The 17041-nt window shown below is 45.1% G+C and carries 13 protein-coding genes; 2 read left to right on the top strand and 11 right to left on the bottom strand.

Annotation, left to right across the window (positions count from 1 at the left end):
- Positions 1 to 2 precede the first annotated feature (2 nt).
- From CUR83_RS04540 to surE, 3 genes are all read right to left on the bottom strand, one after another.
- Positions 3 to 1301: a lytic murein transglycosylase gene (locus tag CUR83_RS04540; protein WP_284719182.1), complete on the bottom strand. Its 1299-nt coding sequence runs from the start codon at positions 1299 to 1301 to the stop codon at positions 3 to 5.
- A gap of 68 nt (positions 1302 to 1369) precedes the next feature.
- Entirely contained in the window at positions 1370 to 2149 is a 780-nt protein-coding gene (locus tag CUR83_RS04535) for a peptidoglycan DD-metalloendopeptidase family protein (protein WP_284719181.1), read from the bottom strand.
- Between the two features lie 183 nt (positions 2150 to 2332).
- Positions 2333 to 3178 (bottom strand): 5'/3'-nucleotidase SurE, encoded by an 846-nt coding sequence (surE, locus tag CUR83_RS04530; RefSeq protein ID WP_284719180.1) that lies wholly within the window; start codon positions 3176 to 3178, stop codon positions 2333 to 2335.
- Between the two features lie 787 nt (positions 3179 to 3965).
- On the opposite strand from surE, the gene CUR83_RS04525 reads away from it, so the two are divergent.
- Together CUR83_RS04525 and CUR83_RS04520 are read left to right on the top strand one after the other, a co-directional pair.
- Complete coding sequence (locus CUR83_RS04525) at positions 3966 to 4400, top strand: MCR_0457 family protein (RefSeq protein WP_058025084.1); 435 nt, start codon at positions 3966 to 3968, stop codon at positions 4398 to 4400.
- A 656-nt stretch (positions 4401 to 5056) separates the two neighbouring features.
- Positions 5057 to 6223 carry a D-alanyl-D-alanine carboxypeptidase family protein gene (locus CUR83_RS04520; RefSeq protein WP_223333781.1) on the top strand — a complete coding sequence of 389 codons (1167 nt, stop codon included), beginning with the start codon at positions 5057 to 5059 and terminating at the stop codon, positions 6221 to 6223.
- A 202-nt stretch (positions 6224 to 6425) separates the two neighbouring features.
- Here CUR83_RS04520 and CUR83_RS04515 read toward each other — a convergent pair whose 3' ends face one another.
- From CUR83_RS04515 to pilW, 8 genes are all read right to left on the bottom strand, one after another.
- Positions 6426 to 8387 carry a sensor histidine kinase gene (locus CUR83_RS04515; protein WP_284719179.1) on the bottom strand — a complete coding sequence of 654 codons (1962 nt, stop codon included), beginning with the start codon at positions 8385 to 8387 and terminating at the stop codon, positions 6426 to 6428.
- 184 nt (positions 8388 to 8571) lie between these two features.
- A complete protein-coding gene (gene der / locus CUR83_RS04510; protein ID WP_071003380.1) occupies positions 8572 to 9993 on the bottom strand; it encodes a ribosome biogenesis GTPase Der in 1422 nt (473 codons plus the stop codon).
- 316 nt (positions 9994 to 10309) lie between these two features.
- Positions 10310 to 11530, bottom strand: coding sequence for an outer membrane protein assembly factor BamB (bamB, locus tag CUR83_RS04505; RefSeq protein WP_277077951.1), 1221 nt, complete (start codon positions 11528 to 11530; stop codon positions 10310 to 10312).
- 192 nt (positions 11531 to 11722) lie between these two features.
- The gene (locus CUR83_RS04500) at positions 11723 to 12517 is read right to left on the bottom strand and encodes a YfgM family protein (protein WP_240365305.1); all 795 of its coding nucleotides are present in this window, start codon (positions 12515 to 12517) and stop codon (positions 11723 to 11725) included.
- A gap of 70 nt (positions 12518 to 12587) precedes the next feature.
- Positions 12588 to 13889: a histidine--tRNA ligase gene (gene hisS, locus CUR83_RS04495; protein ID WP_284719178.1), complete on the bottom strand. Its 1302-nt coding sequence runs from the start codon at positions 13887 to 13889 to the stop codon at positions 12588 to 12590.
- 98 nt (positions 13890 to 13987) lie between these two features.
- Positions 13988 to 15103, bottom strand: coding sequence for a flavodoxin-dependent (E)-4-hydroxy-3-methylbut-2-enyl-diphosphate synthase (gene ispG / locus CUR83_RS04490; protein WP_105245022.1), 1116 nt, complete (start codon positions 15101 to 15103; stop codon positions 13988 to 13990).
- Positions 15104 to 15187: 84 nt separating this feature from the next.
- Entirely contained in the window at positions 15188 to 16003 is an 816-nt protein-coding gene (locus CUR83_RS04485; RefSeq protein WP_284719177.1) for a helix-turn-helix domain-containing protein, read from the bottom strand.
- Positions 15994 to 16944, bottom strand: coding sequence for a type IV pilus biogenesis/stability protein PilW (gene pilW / locus CUR83_RS04480; protein WP_284719176.1), 951 nt, complete (start codon positions 16942 to 16944; stop codon positions 15994 to 15996). The genes CUR83_RS04485 and pilW overlap by 10 nt, the downstream gene beginning before the upstream one ends.
- Positions 16945 to 17041 lie beyond the last annotated feature (97 nt).

The raw sequence follows: 17041 nt of genomic DNA, 5'->3' as shown, positions 1-17041 counted from the left end.
CCTCACCAGCCAGCCAATGAAGAGGCGCTATTTTGAGTGATGAATCCATCTGGCGTTTGCCCATTATCTGCTTGCCAGCGCTGAAATGCCATACGAGTATTGGTGCCCACGATACCATCAGCACCTTTGGTATCGTAACCCATGCTCGTCAAACGGCGCTGTAAGTTGGTCACTTGCGTGGTTGATAACGGACGCTCATAGCGGGGCCATGATTTTCGCAGACCACTTTGTCCATCAATCGTTTTGCCCAACAGGCTCACCCCTAGCGCATAACTCGACGAGTTATTGTAAACCTTGATAACATCAAAGTTTGGGCTTAGCAGCAATACGGGACCATCTTTACCAGCTGGCAACCATAGCTCCATCTGAGTATTGGCATCTAAATAGACGTCATCTATCGTATCGACACCCATCGCCGACCATCTGGCTGCAGGTTGCTTACTCCCCATCAGTGAATAATCGAACGAAGCAGGTACAGTCGCCTCATAAAAAGGTGCTAGACCGCGCGCCCAGCCTGAGTTGCTCAGATAGTTGGCAGTAGAAGCGAGTGCATCACCTGTGGCCCAAGGGTTACGGTGACCGTTGCCATCACCATCAACGCCTTGCTTGAGCCAAGTCTCAGGAATAAACTGCGTTTGTCCCATGCCGCCTGCCCAAGAACCATCTAATTGCGACCATGATACGTCGCCACGCTGGAGTAGCGTCGCTAAGGATAATAGCTGAGCTTCAGCGAATTCTTGACGACGACCATCGTAGGCCAGACTGGCAAGCGAGCTTGGCAAATCACTGTTACCTGTGACCGCGCCATATGACGACTCCATACCCCATATCGCTGCGACAATCTCTGCATCAACACCATACTGCGATTCTAATTGAGACAAAAACGCACGCTGCTCTGCAAACTTGCGCTTACCTACGCTCACACGCCCACTAGAGACAGCAGAGTCCACATACTCCCATGGCATCTTAGAAAACTCAGGCTGTCCTGAGTCTAATGAGATAACTTGCTGATTCAGATAAGCGGAATCGAGTAATCGGCGAATGACTCCCGCATCATAGCCTGAAGATATTGCACGCATAGAAAAGTCTGACTTCCAATCAGAAAAACTGCTATAGCTTGGCTTTGGGGCGGGCTGCGGCTTAATAACTGGCGCTGGTGTTGGCTTGACCTGCACGGTTTGGGTTTGAGTAATCTCAACGCCACCTTGACGGACAGGCTTTTTTTGCATGGCTTGCTGACTTGTACACCCGACCATCACTAATGCCGGCATAAGAGTGAAGTATTGTTTTTTTAATCTCATAAAAATTCTCAAACATAAATAAATAAAATGGACCAAAGCCGCCCAGCCATCAGCGACATAGCTCAATACTAACGCCCAAGTACCGTACGTGGATCAATCGGATTGCCATTTAAGCGAACTTGGAACTCCAGCCCCACTTGATTGGTCTGACCACTGCTACCCATCGTCGCGATACGCTGGCCACGCTGTACCGTATCCCCTTCTTTTACCAGCAATTGGCTATTGTGTGCGTAGGCCGTGATGTAATCATCACTATGGCGGATCATAATCAAGTTGCCATATTCTGGTAGACCGTTGCCTGAGTAAAGCACCGTTCCTGATTGGCTAGCAAGTACTGGATCACCGACATTACCAGCAAACCACATGCCCATATTGCCCGCCGCTGGATCAATGTTACGCGTCACTGGATTGCGAGTAGGATAATCATAACCAGAGGTCGAATTGGCAGTTGCCTCGTATGCTGGCGTTCGAGACTGGGTTATAGGTGGGGTATAAGTTGGTTGCGGCTGTGCAGGTCTACTATAGTTATTACTTCTAGCCGTGTTACCTTGCCATAGCTTGAGCCATTGCCCACTATAAATCGTATATTTACTGTCCAGATTATTTAGTGCGCCAATCTGACGATAGTTAAGACGATAGCGCGCCGCAATTTGGCTGACCGTATCGCCACGTTGTACGCGATGGTAGTTAGGGACGCCTTGTGCGTTGGTAATAATCTTAGGACCTACTTGGTTTGGTGATTGATAAGTAGGCTTGGTTGCACAGCCGACTACAGACAAGGTAGCAACTGCCATAGTGCCAATCAACGCCGCCTTAGCAAGGTGCGATCCGGTCATGATTCTTTTCATACAAGGTTCCTGTTCTTTGTGTTGCTTATCTATTGTTTTATCATCCAAAAGCGCTTGATATCACTCAAAAGCCTCCAGATATTGTTACTACAATTAGCGATCTAGCAGATGATTTATATCACTCGTACAGCAAGCGATATGGTGATTATCACCTATGTCATTGATAATCATAACCTATCGAACTTATAAATCTAGTGCCAAAAGCTTATCCAATGCCCCCGCTGGGGTATGATGTAGACGTACTGGCGACAAACTGATGTATCCTGCCGCCACTGCTTGATCATCCGTCATGCCCGATGTTAATACAACATTTTTTTGATTGATTGATTTAGCTGAACTGTCTAAGGGTCGCTCATTTTTGTGCTTGCTGTTTTTACATTTTCGTAGAGACAGCCAGTACGCATCTCGGCCGCGCGGGTCAATCATATGACGCACGGGCCGGGCGATCTGCTTGTGTCCCAATGAGGTAACCTTTCGCCCTTTGATATCACTGCTGCTATCCATATCAGGAATATTAACGTTTAATACATGATAGGGCAAACTTTTGAGAAACTCTAAAATCGAGGTATCAGTGAGCAATTTGACAATTTCATTTGCCGCCACTTGATAATCACTGGCTGATTCTTGTCCGCCATTTTTTACGCCGCCACCTACCAAAGACGTGGCAATAGCAGGTATGCCCAATAACTGCGCGGTCAATGCCGCGCCAAAGGTACCAGAAAACATCACGTCCTGTCCTAAGTTTGCACCTGAATTGATACCTGTAATGACACAGTCAAAATCCACGTCACGGTATAGCTCATGCAGCGCCAGATGGACACAATCAGCTGGTGAACCATTAACCGCTATAAATCCCGATGGCAATTGATGCGTATGCAATGGCTTTGATACACTCAATGCACTAGCATAGCCACTCTGCTCCTCATTTGGTGCGACTACCACGACCTCACCGATGGTCGTTAGTGCTTGAGACAGTGCCACTAATCCTGGCGCATACACCCCATCATCATTACTAATTAAAATCTTCATGTCAGCTCAGTATGTTTGTGTCAAACCGTCTTTCTAGTAGAAAGTTTTGCTACCGTACCATATCTTTATTCGCATAAAAATAGCAACCAAAGGCTAGGGCGTGTTGAACATTCGCAAATAGGCACTGCTGATCGCTAAAATGGTTCCAGACAAGGCACAAAGCGACGATAATGCAGATGCCTTAGCGAGATTTGTAACGCAGTATGGGGCAATTTTAGCATCAGCCCCAACGATAAAAAGCAGGGGACAGGACTCTTTTTTGCCGCTTCATTGTTAAAAATAAGCGCTTAGAATGACTAAACTTATTATTTTTAACATCGAATCGCCTAAAAAATAGTCGCTGTCAGTGCCATGGTCGAATGTTCAACACGCCCTAGTATATAAAATAAAAAATTTGGCGATTACTCTTGAAAGCCTTGTGATATCAGTACATTAAAACTAAATTATCTTGATAGCCCGAGCGATTATACCTGAACAATAGATAATCCCGAACTCAGTCTTTGACCAAAAACTGTCTGGCATTTTTGTCTATTGTTATATTATTTGCCTCAAACGGAGTCGAAATGAGAGAAATAAGGCAACGCGTTACAATATGCAACACCATACAACAATACAAACTGATGCGTTTATACTGATGTGACTTCATTGGTATATGCTACTGATATGTTGCTGTAAAATGCCTTTGGCTCACAAGATATCTACACATAAATCAATATTTTATGTGACTTTTGTTTTTTTACCCATTAACATATCACTATCAAATAAAGATAAGCGAGTGTAATACTGAATGAAGAATCAATCGATATTATCTATAGCTTCTGTGATAGCAAAGACCGCCTCAAAAATCGGGCTGGCAGGACTGATAACGTCTGTTGCCATGCTGTCTCAAGCGTCTAATGCTGCAAACAATCCTGCGACTACTATTCCGCTAGATATGTCTGGCATTAATATCACAAAGCATGAAATTGCTGTGATGCAGGTACTATCAGAGATCTGTCCATCAATGCTGAACGGCAATCAAAAACAACGTTTTTATAAGTCTTATACCGTGCAATTGCATGAGCTGATGCCTTCGTTAGAAGATCCAAAAGCAGCGATTCAATATCTGTCAACGCAGCAAGACTATCGTCAGATACTGCAAGGTATTCGTAGCTGGACAATGGGCTTTTCAAAGCAAGAAAATAAAGCACTATGCGAAGATCTTGCAAACGCAGAATATTAATCGCTAAAAAGCGTGTAAGCGTAGAGAGCCGTCTTGAGCGCTAGAAAAGCCAGTCATAATTAACGACAATAAACAATGGCCTTGTTCTTTCTGGAGCTCTACTCTCATCATCGTTAAGAACAATACTCTACACTTATCCATTAAGTTTAATGAACAAAAAAGCTTGCTGTCATTGCGCTTATAAACCACAAGCGGTACAGCAGGCTTTTTTGTGGTCGTTGAATTTATGCTGATCAAAAGCTATCTATAGGTTAGTAAGAGCAAACACTTAATATAGTCAATCCTAAATAAAACAGATACATTATATATCAAGGTGGAACTGGTCTAAATTTTCCTTGCGTGCTGTGCCTACGCTGCTCGATGCTGCGAAAAATTTATCCCAGTCCCACTGTATCGTTTTTATACTGAATTCACTATACCTACTCGCTTTTCTTTTTATTCATGCCTTACTTTTTTGCATTTATCGATTCCCCATCGGTTGGCATTTTGCTAAGATAAGGCGTTAATTTTATGTCTATCGTACAGTCGTTCTTGTTTTGATTAATACATTATTTTAGACATGATGTTTAAGGCATGCTGCTTAAAATAATGTATGAAAATTGACAGTGAATACAAGCGATAGATACATTTGGTTCCATGATGCGGTGTAATGATATATGACAGTAAAGCGTGTAAAAAATCAGCTAGTACAGCTGGTCGTTGGTGTAAGTATCTCAATGAGTGCAGTGATGGCAAACGCAGCCATACAACCACCTGAGATGGATAATACCGCCTATGTATTGATGGACTATAATACTGGTGAGATCTTGGCCCAAAAAAATGCGAATGAGTCATTACCGCCAGCGTCTCTGACGAAAATGATGACCAGTTATATCATCGAACAGCGCTTAGCATCAGGCGACCTCAAAGAAGACGACCAAGTACTCATGAGCCAAAATGCATGGTGCCGTGGTAGCAGCAGTCAGTCTTGCATGTATGTGCCAGTCAATAAGACCGCTAGTGTCATCGATATGCTACGCGGTATCATCATTCAATCAGGTAATGATGCGTCAAAAGCCATGGCTGAGCATATCGCGGGTAGCGAAGCATCATTTGCAATATTGATGAATGAGCAAGCGCAAAAGCTTGGTATGGAAAACTCTCATTTCGTCAACTCTACTGGCATGCCTGCTGAAGGGCATCAGGCATCAGCGCTGGATCTGGCCAAACTTGCTCGCGCTATTGTCAAAAACAGCGGTGATTACTACAGTATTTATTCCGAAAAAGAGTTTACCTATAATGGTATCACTCAGGGCAACCGCAACGCCCTACTCGCAACCGATCCTACCGTTGATGGTCTAAAAACGGGCCATACTGATGCGGCAGGTTATTGCTTAGTCGCTTCGAGTAACCGCGACGGTATGCGCCTCATCTCTGTCATCATGGGCACCAAGAGCCAGCAGGCTCGTGCTGATCAGTCGCGTGAACTACTCAACTGGGGCTTTGGCCACTTCACCACAGTGACCAAAGCACCTGCTGGTCAGTTCGTTAGCAAAGTTCCAGTATGGTTCGGAGAAGCCGATGAGGTAGAGCTGGCAACGGGTGATAACTTACAAATCCTAACCAGTAAAACGCAGAAGAATAAAATCACGACCGTGGTTGATATTCCTGACAGCCTAGAAGCACCGATTAAGAAAGGTCAAGAAATCGGCAAGATGATGGCCGTTATTGATGGTAAAGCTGTCGCATCTGTCCCTATTATTGCCACTAATGATGTCGCACAGTCAGGATTCTTGAGCCGTACTTGGCAACATATCGTACGCTGGGCGCAGAATCTGTTCTAAGAACTGCTCTATTTTTATGAATAGAGAGCTAGAGCAAAGACTCTCATTATAAGAAAATCACATAATAAAAAAGACGCCTTAAAATTGGGCGTCTTTTTTATTTGTTGTAAAAAAATCCTGGCTTGTTTGTGCTTTTTATCAGGAAATTACATCTAACGGGCTAGGCGATTTTAAAAAGCCAAACGTATTTTTTTATAGTGTTTTAGATCCATACTAGCCAACGTTTTAACAAGTCACTCAAAGCCTTGTGCTCATAAGTCGTACTATGACAGTAATCGATGCCAGCTGCTTTTAAACCATACTCAAAATTATCGACATAACGCGCTTGATGTTGGGGATACCAATATATCAATAACGCACGTTGCACGCTTTCTTCGTTTTCATGTTGGCGAATAAGCTTGGCTAACAGCTCAGCTTTGTCCGCGAGCACGTCCTCAGCGAACATCACCATATCGACCTTCTGTGCCCTTATCTCATTCATGACTTGCTGTACGTCCTGGTGACAGATCACCGTAGCGCCCAGATACTCTAGCTCATTGAATAACGCACCCGTCTCTTGATCATAATAATAAATAATCGTTAGCCCATTTAAGAGCCGCTGCTGGCGAGATTGTTGTTGGTTCGGCATCACTAACGTCAAAATAAACTGCGTCCCTGATCCCAAGGTACTATCAACTTCGATGGTCGCCCCCATGAGCTGCACCAATTGCTTAACCACAGGCAAGCCCACACCTGAGCCTTCATACTGGCGCGTTTGTGACGAATCCACCTGAAAGAAAGGATTGAAAATATCATCAATATGATTGCTATCAATACCGATGCCCGTATCTTTGACACTGATTTTCCAACGATTACTTTTATCAAAATGCGTCAGTTGTGACGTGATCACTACCTGTCCAGTAGGAGTAAATTTAATGGCATTACTGACTAATATGGATAATATTTGTTGAATTTTTGCTGAGTCGCCATAAAGACTGTAATCTACATGATGAATATTACTGGTTAACGCTAAGCCTTGTTGATTGGCTATAGGTTCAAACTTTATCAAAAGATCAGATATCAACTGTAGCGGATTAAATTCATTGTTATGAATTTTTATTTGTCCTTTTTGTATCTGATTTAATTGAATAATATGATCCAGTGATAGCACCAATTTATCACTGCCATTGCTAATAATTTCGACAGCGTCTTTTTGCTCTCTAGTTAAGGTTTCATAGTCCAATAACTGTAGCCCGCCCACGATAGCGTTGAGCGATGTTTTTAGTTCATGGGTAATCATGCTTTGAAAATTATGCAACTGCACATCAAGCGAGACATCTTTGTTATGTAGTTGCTGCTCAAAGGCAGCAAGCGTATCATATCCTTGCTTGGCTTCTTGCAGTCGATCAAACAAGATAGCCAAGGCCTTTTTTATTTGTGTCAGCTCTTGAAAGTTAAAGCGCTGCGGAATAATAGGTAGCTGCTCTAGCTCTGCGTTTTTGATGATAATACCGCAGACACCATTTAATGCTTCGATATCTTTGAGCGGCCAATTCAGCTTTCGAAAGATATACATACCTGAAATAATAGTCAGTAGTAACGTGGTCAGCCACAACGGAATAATGCTACGAAACCAATATGAACGCAGTACTTTCACATCCATGGTGATGTTGATATAGCCAATCAGCGTGTTATTCCTATTCGTGATACCGATCGATTCATCCGTAACTGATGATGTGCTCATACTCTCAGACAGATCTGTCGCTAGCTGCTGATTAGATATGGGTTTATTGGGTCTGACACTCACAAAATCTTCGTACTTACTAACGACAGGATAGTTGAAGCTGACCGTATCGGCAAATAAAGCATTTTTCCAGTCATCTAGTGATTGGCTGATATCGTTGATAGGCTGGGATGTGGAATAAAACACAATACTCTGAATGCTCGGCTCATTTTCTAATAAAACATTCACTTGCTCAGCGACGACGTCAGCACCATCTGGTGTCGATGCACTGGTTGTTAGTAACGAGGCTAACTGCTGTATATGCTGATGTTTTTCTTGGTAGTGATGCACCAAACCATAAATAAAAGGCAATACAAAGCCTGCCAGCAGAGCCAGAATTACGGCCTGTCCAACAGAGCGCCAAATGAGCATAGAAATGGTTTGAGACGAACGATTGTTCATATCACTCTACTGAGTCAAGAAAAATTTTACTTATATTACAGGTATTTGAGAGATGTGATAAGCGAAAGATTGAGGTAATTAACGAGTATACTGAACTGCCAAAAAAAGCACTATATGATTATAGTGCTTTTTTATTTTACCGTGCTGAGCTGCACGATAAAATAAGTCATAGCAAATCATGTGATTAACGAGACTTTTTATCTTTGGTAGTGAATTTCTTCGCACGATTGCGCTCACGCTGACGCAATTGCTGTGTTTTTGCCTTGGTTGGCGTGTCGCTCTTATTGGCGTATGGGTTGTCATTTTGTTTAAAGATAACATTGAGCGGCGTACCTTCAAGCTTAAATACTTGACGGAACTGGTTCTCTAAGTAACGCTGATAGCTCTTAGGAAGCGCGCTGGTTTGATTGCCATGGATTACGATAACAGGTGGATTGTGACCACCGATATGTGCATAACGTAGCTTAATACGGCGACCAGCAATAGTTGGTGGCGGATTGGCAGTGACAGCATCTTGCAAGATTTGCGTCAAGCGATTGGTAGAGACTTCAAACATTGAAGACTTGTAAGCACGCAAGATAGATGGATATAAATTACCCACACCAGTCCCATGTAGTGCTGATATCAAATGTACTTTTACATATGGGATAAAGTTAAAACGACGATCCATCTCAAGCTTAATATAGTCTCTTTGATCTGGTGTCAAACCATCCCACTTGTTGATTGCTACGACTAGAGCACGACCAGCATCAAGCGCATAGCCAATCATATGCAAATCTTGGTCAACAATACCTTCATGCGCATCAATGACAATGACAGTTACATTAGAGTCTTCAATCGCTTGCAAGGTTTTGATAACAGAGAATTTTTCTACTTTTTCATCGATTTTACCGCGGCGACGTACACCAGCCGTATCAATCAATACGTAGTCTCTGCCCTCACGCTGATAAGGGATATAAATACTATCACGCGTCGTACCAGGCATATCGAATACCACCACGCGATCTTCGCCCAACAGACGGTTAACCAGTGTTGATTTACCAACGTTTGGACGACCGATAATCGCAAGCTTCAAACCGTTTGGCTCAACTATATTCTCTTGCTCAGGCATATCAGCTGTTAAGACTTCAAGCAAGTTGCCCACACCGCGGCCGTGGCTGGCCGCCATCGGATACGGCTCGCCCAATCCTAGCGCGTAAAACTCTGCTGGCGCTGCATCGTGGACACCATCAACTTTATTGGCAACGACATAGACCGGTTTGCCTAGGGTATGCAAAAACTTGCCAATCTCAGCATCAGCACCAATCATACCAGCACGAGCATCAACGACAAATACAATGATATCTGCTTCGTGAATCGCGGTATGCGACTGCTCAGACATATAGTCATCGATATTACCGCTGCCGTCATCTGCTTCACCAATACCACCAGTATCCACAACGATGAATGACTTATCTTCATAAGTTGCATCACCGTATTGACGGTCACGAGTCAATCCCGACAAATCAGCAACCAATGCCTGCCGACTTTTTGTGAACTGATTGAATAAGGTGGATTTACCGACGTTTGGACGACCAATTAAGGCGACCACAGGCTTGATACTCATGGGTTACTCTCAGTGAAAGGCACAATGACGGACAGTACAATTATTCTTATGACCACTGATATAACAATAGTAACGAATAGGGCTGCACTTAACCGCAAATTAAAATGAATGATAAAACAATAGCAAAAATAGTAGCTAGCTATTTTTTGGCTAAAAAATAATTGGGACGACTAAATTATATATAGTATATATGGTTAGCACATCGGTCGCATAGAGTACGCGAAAGCCTGTACTTAAACAAGCGATTTACACAAGGCACTAAACGCTGACTAAGCAGCGTTTGTGTTTTGTAGATAAAAACCAGTGTACTGTTTTATCAGCGCGTTAGCTGCCAGATAGCAACTTGTCCTGACGTGCTTTGAGTCATCAGGCGATTGCCTTGTACTTGCAAGTTCGTCAACGTCCCTTTTGTCTGCACGCGGCTAACAATATTGCCAGTAGCAGGGTCAAATAAATGTACCACACCGTCAAAATCACCGACTGCAATATAATTGCCAATCATGACAGGATTGGTTAGGTCACGATAAGCCAGTGCCTCACTTTCCCACAATGTCTCGCCACTATTGCGATCATAGGCAACCACTTTACCATCTAGGCTAGTAGCAATCACTTGCTGAGGGTTGACGGCAAGTGCTTTTAAACTAGCAAGCTCATTGACGAACATCACTTGACGTGAGGCCAAATCAATACCTAATAGCTGACCACTATAACTAATCGCAAACAGCTGATTTTTATCCACGATAGGCTTGCCATCGACATCGCTCATGCGCTCAACTTCGCTGCTTCCAGACCCAATGCCAACACGTCTTGACCACTTTGGTAAGCCATTATCAACGGTGACTGCATGCAAACGACCATCAGCAGTCGCCAACAACGCCGTTTCATTATCTAGCAAAGTTGGTGCCGCACTACCGCGCACGCTGATCGCTGGTACTTGCGTCGCAAACTGCCACACTGATTCACCAGTCTGTAGTGATAAGCCATGCAAGAAGCCATCATTCGCTGATAATACCACACGATTATTACTGATAAGCGCTGGGGATAAAACCGACCCTGACAACTGCTGCTGCCAGCGTTTTGCGCCAGTCATAGTATCAAACGCCATTACTTGACCATTGCGAGTACTCACAACCGCTGTCTGACTCAGCGCATCCAACGCCACACCGCCTGTGATCTGATCACCGACGTTAACCGACCATAAGCGCTCGCCTGCCTGATTAAACCCTATCAGATCACCACCGCGTGATGCCGTAACGATTTGCCCATTGGCGTAACCAACTTGCAAATCTAGAGGGTCTTTCTTACTGGCTTTTTTGTTACCTACATCGGTGCTAAATACTGGCTGGAGCACGCTGATCGGTTGCGCAATCTGTACCAATTTTACTGGGTCATTAACCACTGGCTTGATGCCGCGGTTACACCCAATCACTGCAGTGCTCATTACGGCAAGTACTGCCACATGCATGACTGTCTTCTTGATAGTCTGACTACTTAACGTAGTTTTTAACATTTTGCTAGAGCGAATAGATTGAGTCATTATATGTTCTCACTACAAATGAATTATTATTAATTAGTACATTGGCCAACAGCACATTAGTCATTATGACGTCATATCAAAAAGCATTTAATCGATTGCTACTGCTCAATACTATCTTAGTGATTTACCGAGCTTAGCGATTTACCGAGCTTAGTTATTTACTGAACTTAGTGACCTACTGAGCTTAGTGACTTATTGAGCAGCTTCAACGCTCGTATTTTCTGAGTTTTCAACCACTAATGGCTGCTCAGGAGTCGCTGACTCTTGAATAAGACTGGTGGGCTCAGCAATTGGCTCAGGAGTGATACCCAAGCTTTCCATCTTTAAGGCCAATACTGCACGCGTTTCTTGGCGGCTACGTAATAGCTCCCAAGCATTATTGTAAGACTTAATCGCTGATTCTTTGTTGTCTTGTGCCAAGTAGATATCACCCAGCAGTTCTTGCTGACTGGCTTCAAACGAGCTTGGCATATCGTTGTTGGCCTCTGACAAGGCCGCATCTGCATCGCCTGTCGCCAGTAACGTCTTGGCATAACGCAGCTGAGTGATTGCCTTTAGACCGGCATCACCCAGATCGATTGCTAGCGCTTGCTTAAATGTCTCAGCCGCCGCCGTAAAATCATCATTATCGACCTGTTGGCGAGCTTTTATCATCAGCGCTTGCCAGGCATAAACTGACTCACCATGCGTACTGACTAAAGCATCAATATCTTTGTCTAACTGTGTGCGACTCTGTACCAGCGACTCTTGCGCGTCGGCTTCTAGATCTGGATTTTGCGAAGCCAAGCTGACTTCTTCATTCAGTCGTTGGATATCGGCATATTGATCAGCGGCGACAGTATCTACTCGCGCATGGTTGTTCTGCCAGTATGTCCAGCCAAAATAAGCAGCCAGTGCCAACAAAATCGCAGTGACAATATAACTACCATACTGCTTTAACGCTTGCATGGAGTTGTCTGCATTCGGCGAATTGGGGGTCAGAGCCATATATATTTACCTGATAAAATGTACATTAAATTGCTGATGCCAAAATCAAAACTGCGGCGTTGCAAGACGATTATTTACGAGAAAAGTTATCTTTACTCGATAGCCAGTCTTGTGTGACAGTCTGCTGCTCACCCGTCTGCATGTCTTTGATACTGACGGTATTATCATCCAGCTCTTGCTGTGCGATGATGACTGTCAATGCTGCGCCTGACTTATCTGCCTTTTTCATTTGCGCTTTTAGACTCGTTGCACTTGCCATCTTCACGCGTACATCTGGACGACTATAACGCAGGTTTTGTGCATAGCTGATACCTGCACTATAAACGTCAGGATGCGCCACGACAAAGACATCACAAGCGGGTTTGTCAGCAATCGGTGCCACGGCTTCCATCAGTAGCAATAAGCGCTCGAGCCCCATTGCAAAACCAATAGCCGGTTCAGATTTTACAGGTTTTTTATCTGACTTATCATCGTTTGTACCTATGGACTTTAATTGTCCAACCAGACCGTCATAACGACCACCAGCGCATACCGTCGCTTGACTGCCAAGCTTGTCCGTTACCCACTCAAAGACCGTTTTATTATAATAATCAAGACCGCGCACCAGATGTGGATTAATCTCAAAATCGATACCAAGCGCAGTCAGATAATCTTGAACTTGCTCAAAGTGCACCATACTCTCTGTACCCAAAAACTCAGCCAGCTTTGGCGCATCATTCAATAACGCCTGCGTACTCGCGTCTTTGCTGTCTAAGATACGTAGCGGATTGGTCGTCAGACGGCGCTTGCTATCCTCGTCAAGCTGATCTTGTTTGTCGGTTAGATAAGCGACTAGGGCCTCACGATAAGCATGGCGCTCGTCGATTTCACCCAAGCTGTTTAGTTGCAAGCGCATCTCGTCTTTGAGACCCAGCGCTTGCCACATCAGGTGCGTCATCGCGATCAGCTCAGCATCGGCATCGGGCAGCGCACTACCGAAGCTTTCGACTCCTAATTGATGAAACTGACGATAGCGGCCTTTTTGCGGGCGCTCATAGCGAAACATGGGGCCGATGTACCATAGTTTGGGCGTATCACCGCGCAGTAGATTGTGCTCGATTACAGCCCTTACCGCGCCTGCGGTGCCCTCTGGGCGCAAGGTCAAAGGAGTGGGCGGCTCAGATTTATCGGCAAAGCTATACATCTCTTTTTCGACGATGTCGGTGGCCCCGCCAATAGCACGGGCAAACAAATCAGTCTGCTCAACGATAGGCAGGCGAATATGCTCATAACCGTACCTACCCAGCACATCCGCCAATATCGCCTCTAATTGTAGCCATTTTGCCGATTGGGTAGGCAAAATATCATTAAACCCTTTGATAGCTTTGATCATGGTACGGTCATATCCTTACAATTATCACAAGTTCTTTTTTATATGGTTAACCTAAAAACAGCGACAGCACTACTGGTATCCGTTAGCGCTACTGGTATTTATTTAACGCGAATAATCTCATTTTCGCGCTTTTTTGCCAAGTCTTCAGCATGGGCGCGCACCATACTTTCAATCTCATCGACTAGGTTTTCGGTATTGATCAAATGGCTTTTTTCGCCCATACGGTAGACCAATGACTTTGGCGCAGCACCGACGATACCGATATCGGCTTCTTTGGCCTCCCCTGGGCCATTTACTTTACAGCCAATCACTGACAGATCCATCGGCTCACGAATATCCTCGAGACGCGACTCTAACATTGTCATCACTTTGATCACATCAAACTCTTGGCGCGAGCAGCTAGGACAAGCGATAAAATTGACACCGTTAGAGCGGATATTTAGCGATTTTAAAATATCAAAGCCGATTTTGATTTCTTCTTCAGGCTCTGCCGCAAGGGAGATACGAATGGTATCGCCGATACCGTCTAGGAGTAGCCCCCCTAATGCAATGGCAGATTTGACCGCACCGGTGCGATAGACACCAGCTTCGGTCACGCCCAGATGTAGCGGGTTGTCAATTTGGGCTGAGAGCAGACGATATGCCTCTAATGTCAAAAACACGTTACTGGCTTTGACTGAGACTTTGTACTGATCAAAGTTGAGACGCTCCAAAATATCGATATGGCGCATCGCGGACTCTAGCATCGCCTCGCCCGTCGGCTCTTTATACTTTCGCTGGATGTCTTTTTCTAGCGAGCCTGCATTGACACCGATACGAATCGGGATATTGTGATGCTTGGCGCAGGCAACCACCTCACGTACTTTGGCATCACTACCGATATTACCTGGGTTGATACGCAAACAATCAGCGCCTGCTTCGGCCACTGCCAAAGCAATCTTATGATCAAAATGCACATCGGCGATGAGCGGTACGCTGACCTGTTTACGGATTTCGGCAAAGGCGTTGACCGTATCCATCGTCGGGGTCGAGACGCGCATCAGATCAGCGCCTGCTTCTACGCAGCGCTCGATTTGTGCGACCGTCGCGGCCACATCACAAGTCTCGGTATTGGTCATGCTTTGCACACTAATCGGTGCATCACCCCCAATCGCGACATCACCGACATATATTTTTTTGGTAAAACGACGGTTAATAGGCGCTGACGTTGACATAGACAAACCCTTTGGTTAAAGCAAAAAAATAAAAATAAACCCTGACAATGATACCTAACGATGCGGCATTATGCTTTTGCCCACTTATGGCGCAAGCTCAAAACTGGCTTGCTTATCAGTGGCATATGCCTCTAATGCCACCGCCTCTTGGTTGAGCATTAAGCTGACATTATCGACATTATCGATCTGTACATTAAATGGCGGTATGCCAGATAGCTTATAGCTACCCGTGCTTTGAGCGCCGTTCATCAGATTGCTCCCTGACGCATCAGTAATCACCACCACCGCCTCGTCGCTCAACATCACCTCTAACGTCGCGGTGCTGTTCGCCGTGCCTATGTTAAGCGCAGAGCCTGCGGCACCCACGCCTGTCTCGCTATCTATAGCAGCGCCTTGAGCCTGCTCGAGTGCCGAGATGTCTTCGACAGCGTTGGTCGGTGCTTGGGTATTTTCTTTGCTGGCATTACTGACCATGCGGAATAAAAAAATCGCTAAGATAATAACGCCAATGACCGCGATAATCAGTAACGGATTGAAACGAATGCGGTTATGAGTCTCTCGCTGCAAGGTGCCCATCGGGCGCAGCGGTGTATCAATGTTGTTGACTGAATATGGTTTTAGCTCATTGGGATAGGCGGCATCAAAGCTACTGGCGACCTTTACAGGGTCTAACCCCAAAAACTTGGCATAGTTGATAGCAAAACCACGAGCAAACGCGGCTTGCGGCAAATCTGCAAAATTCTCATCTTCTAAGGCTTTTAGGTGACGCTTTAAGATAAATAGCTCGGCGGCGGCCTCTTCTAGACTGACTTGCTTTGTTTTGCGGGCTTGCTGCAACATGGCACCAAATGATCCCTGAGTGTTTGATTGAGTATTTGATGATGGGGTGGTCATTTCCATGGTGCCTCTGGATTGTTAAGCCAAGTCTTCAGTTGTTTTGCTTCATCACTTAGTGGATAAGCGGATAAAAGCTGCTGTGCCAATTGCTGGCGTGTGGTTATGTTGTTTTGAGCCGCCGCAAGTTTGATGCCTTGTAATAGCAAACGCGGGCTGATACCTTGCCCTTGTACCAAGATCAGTGTCTCGTCATAAAGTTTTTGTGCTTGGGCCACCCGCTGCTGCTCAAGCAATAAATCTACCAATTCGATATGGGCGATGATGCTATTGCGGTTGCCATCTAGCGCGCGCAAAAACGCTTTGGCCGCAGCAGTACGGTCGCCCATCTGTAGGTAGGTTCGGCCTAGGTTTTCCAGCGCGCCGATACGACCTTCGTAGCCAAGCGCTGCCCCTGCAATCTCAAACTGCTCAGCCGCCTCACGATAGCGTTTCATCTGCGACAAATACACGCCATAGTTATTGTGAGCTTGCTCAAAGTCTTTATCAAGCGCGATGGCTTTTTTAAAGTACTGATCGGCTTTTTGCAGATTAATACGGCTGCCCTCTTGCTGCAGCAAAACGCCCATCATATCATAGGCTGGCGCGTAACGGCTATCGGCAGCGAAGGCTTTTTCAAGCTGGCGTTGGGCGGTATCAAGCTCGTTTTTACGGATATATTGCGCGGCAAGCGAGGTGCGTACGCGCGCAATTTCTTGTTGATCCAAGTTGCGATCATTGCTCGGCCGCGTCGATGTCTGATAAGGGGTATCCCCCAATAAATCATCGGTTGGCGTGCTTTGACACCCCGTCAAAAACAGCCCCACCATTGCCATACCAAGCAGTAGCCGTTTGGACGTCACTGCCGTCTGCGCCACGACTGGCAACGTGGCTGTCATCCATGGTTTGTCAGTCAAAAAACACACGCTTTGATACTTATTTTGACAAGAATTTTTAGAAGTCATCATAGCCGCCATCATAAAACTGGATTCAATGCGTTCGATAATCGAAGCATCAGTTTAATAGATTTAGCCCCCATAAGTACAATTTAGTTGTGATTAATTG

The organism is Psychrobacter pocilloporae (genome assembly GCF_029872915.1).
GTDB classification, from domain to species: domain Bacteria; phylum Pseudomonadota; class Gammaproteobacteria; order Pseudomonadales; family Moraxellaceae; genus Psychrobacter; species Psychrobacter pacificensis.
Note: the sequence above shows the minus strand (reverse complement) of the source record. Positions and strands in the feature narration are given on the sequence as shown.

Coding starts and splice junctions, on each gene's coding strand:
- surE (WP_284719180.1), bottom strand. CDS start 3,178: ATGAAGATTTTAATTAGTAATGATGATGGGGTGTATGCGCCAGGATTA.
- bamB (WP_277077951.1), bottom strand. CDS start 11,530: ATGACTCAATCTATTCGCTCTAGCAAAATGTTAAAAACTACGTTAAGT.
- CUR83_RS04515 (WP_284719179.1), bottom strand. CDS start 8,387: ATGAACAATCGTTCGTCTCAAACCATTTCTATGCTCATTTGGCGCTCT.
- CUR83_RS04520 (WP_223333781.1), top strand. CDS start 5,057: ATGACAGTAAAGCGTGTAAAAAATCAGCTAGTACAGCTGGTCGTTGGT.
- ispG (WP_105245022.1), bottom strand. CDS start 15,103: ATGTCAACGTCAGCGCCTATTAACCGTCGTTTTACCAAAAAAATATAT.
- CUR83_RS04485 (WP_284719177.1), bottom strand. CDS start 16,003: ATGGAAATGACCACCCCATCATCAAATACTCAATCAAACACTCAGGGA.
- pilW (WP_284719176.1), bottom strand. CDS start 16,944: ATGATGACTTCTAAAAATTCTTGTCAAAATAAGTATCAAAGCGTGTGT.
- CUR83_RS04500 (WP_240365305.1), bottom strand. CDS start 12,517: ATGGCTCTGACCCCCAATTCGCCGAATGCAGACAACTCCATGCAAGCG.
- CUR83_RS04535 (WP_284719181.1), bottom strand. CDS start 2,149: ATGAAAAGAATCATGACCGGATCGCACCTTGCTAAGGCGGCGTTGATT.
- der (WP_071003380.1), bottom strand. CDS start 9,993: ATGAGTATCAAGCCTGTGGTCGCCTTAATTGGTCGTCCAAACGTCGGT.
- hisS (WP_284719178.1), bottom strand. CDS start 13,889: ATGATCAAAGCTATCAAAGGGTTTAATGATATTTTGCCTACCCAATCG.
- CUR83_RS04540 (WP_284719182.1), bottom strand. CDS start 1,301: ATGAGATTAAAAAAACAATACTTCACTCTTATGCCGGCATTAGTGATG.
- CUR83_RS04525 (WP_058025084.1), top strand. CDS start 3,966: ATGAAGAATCAATCGATATTATCTATAGCTTCTGTGATAGCAAAGACC.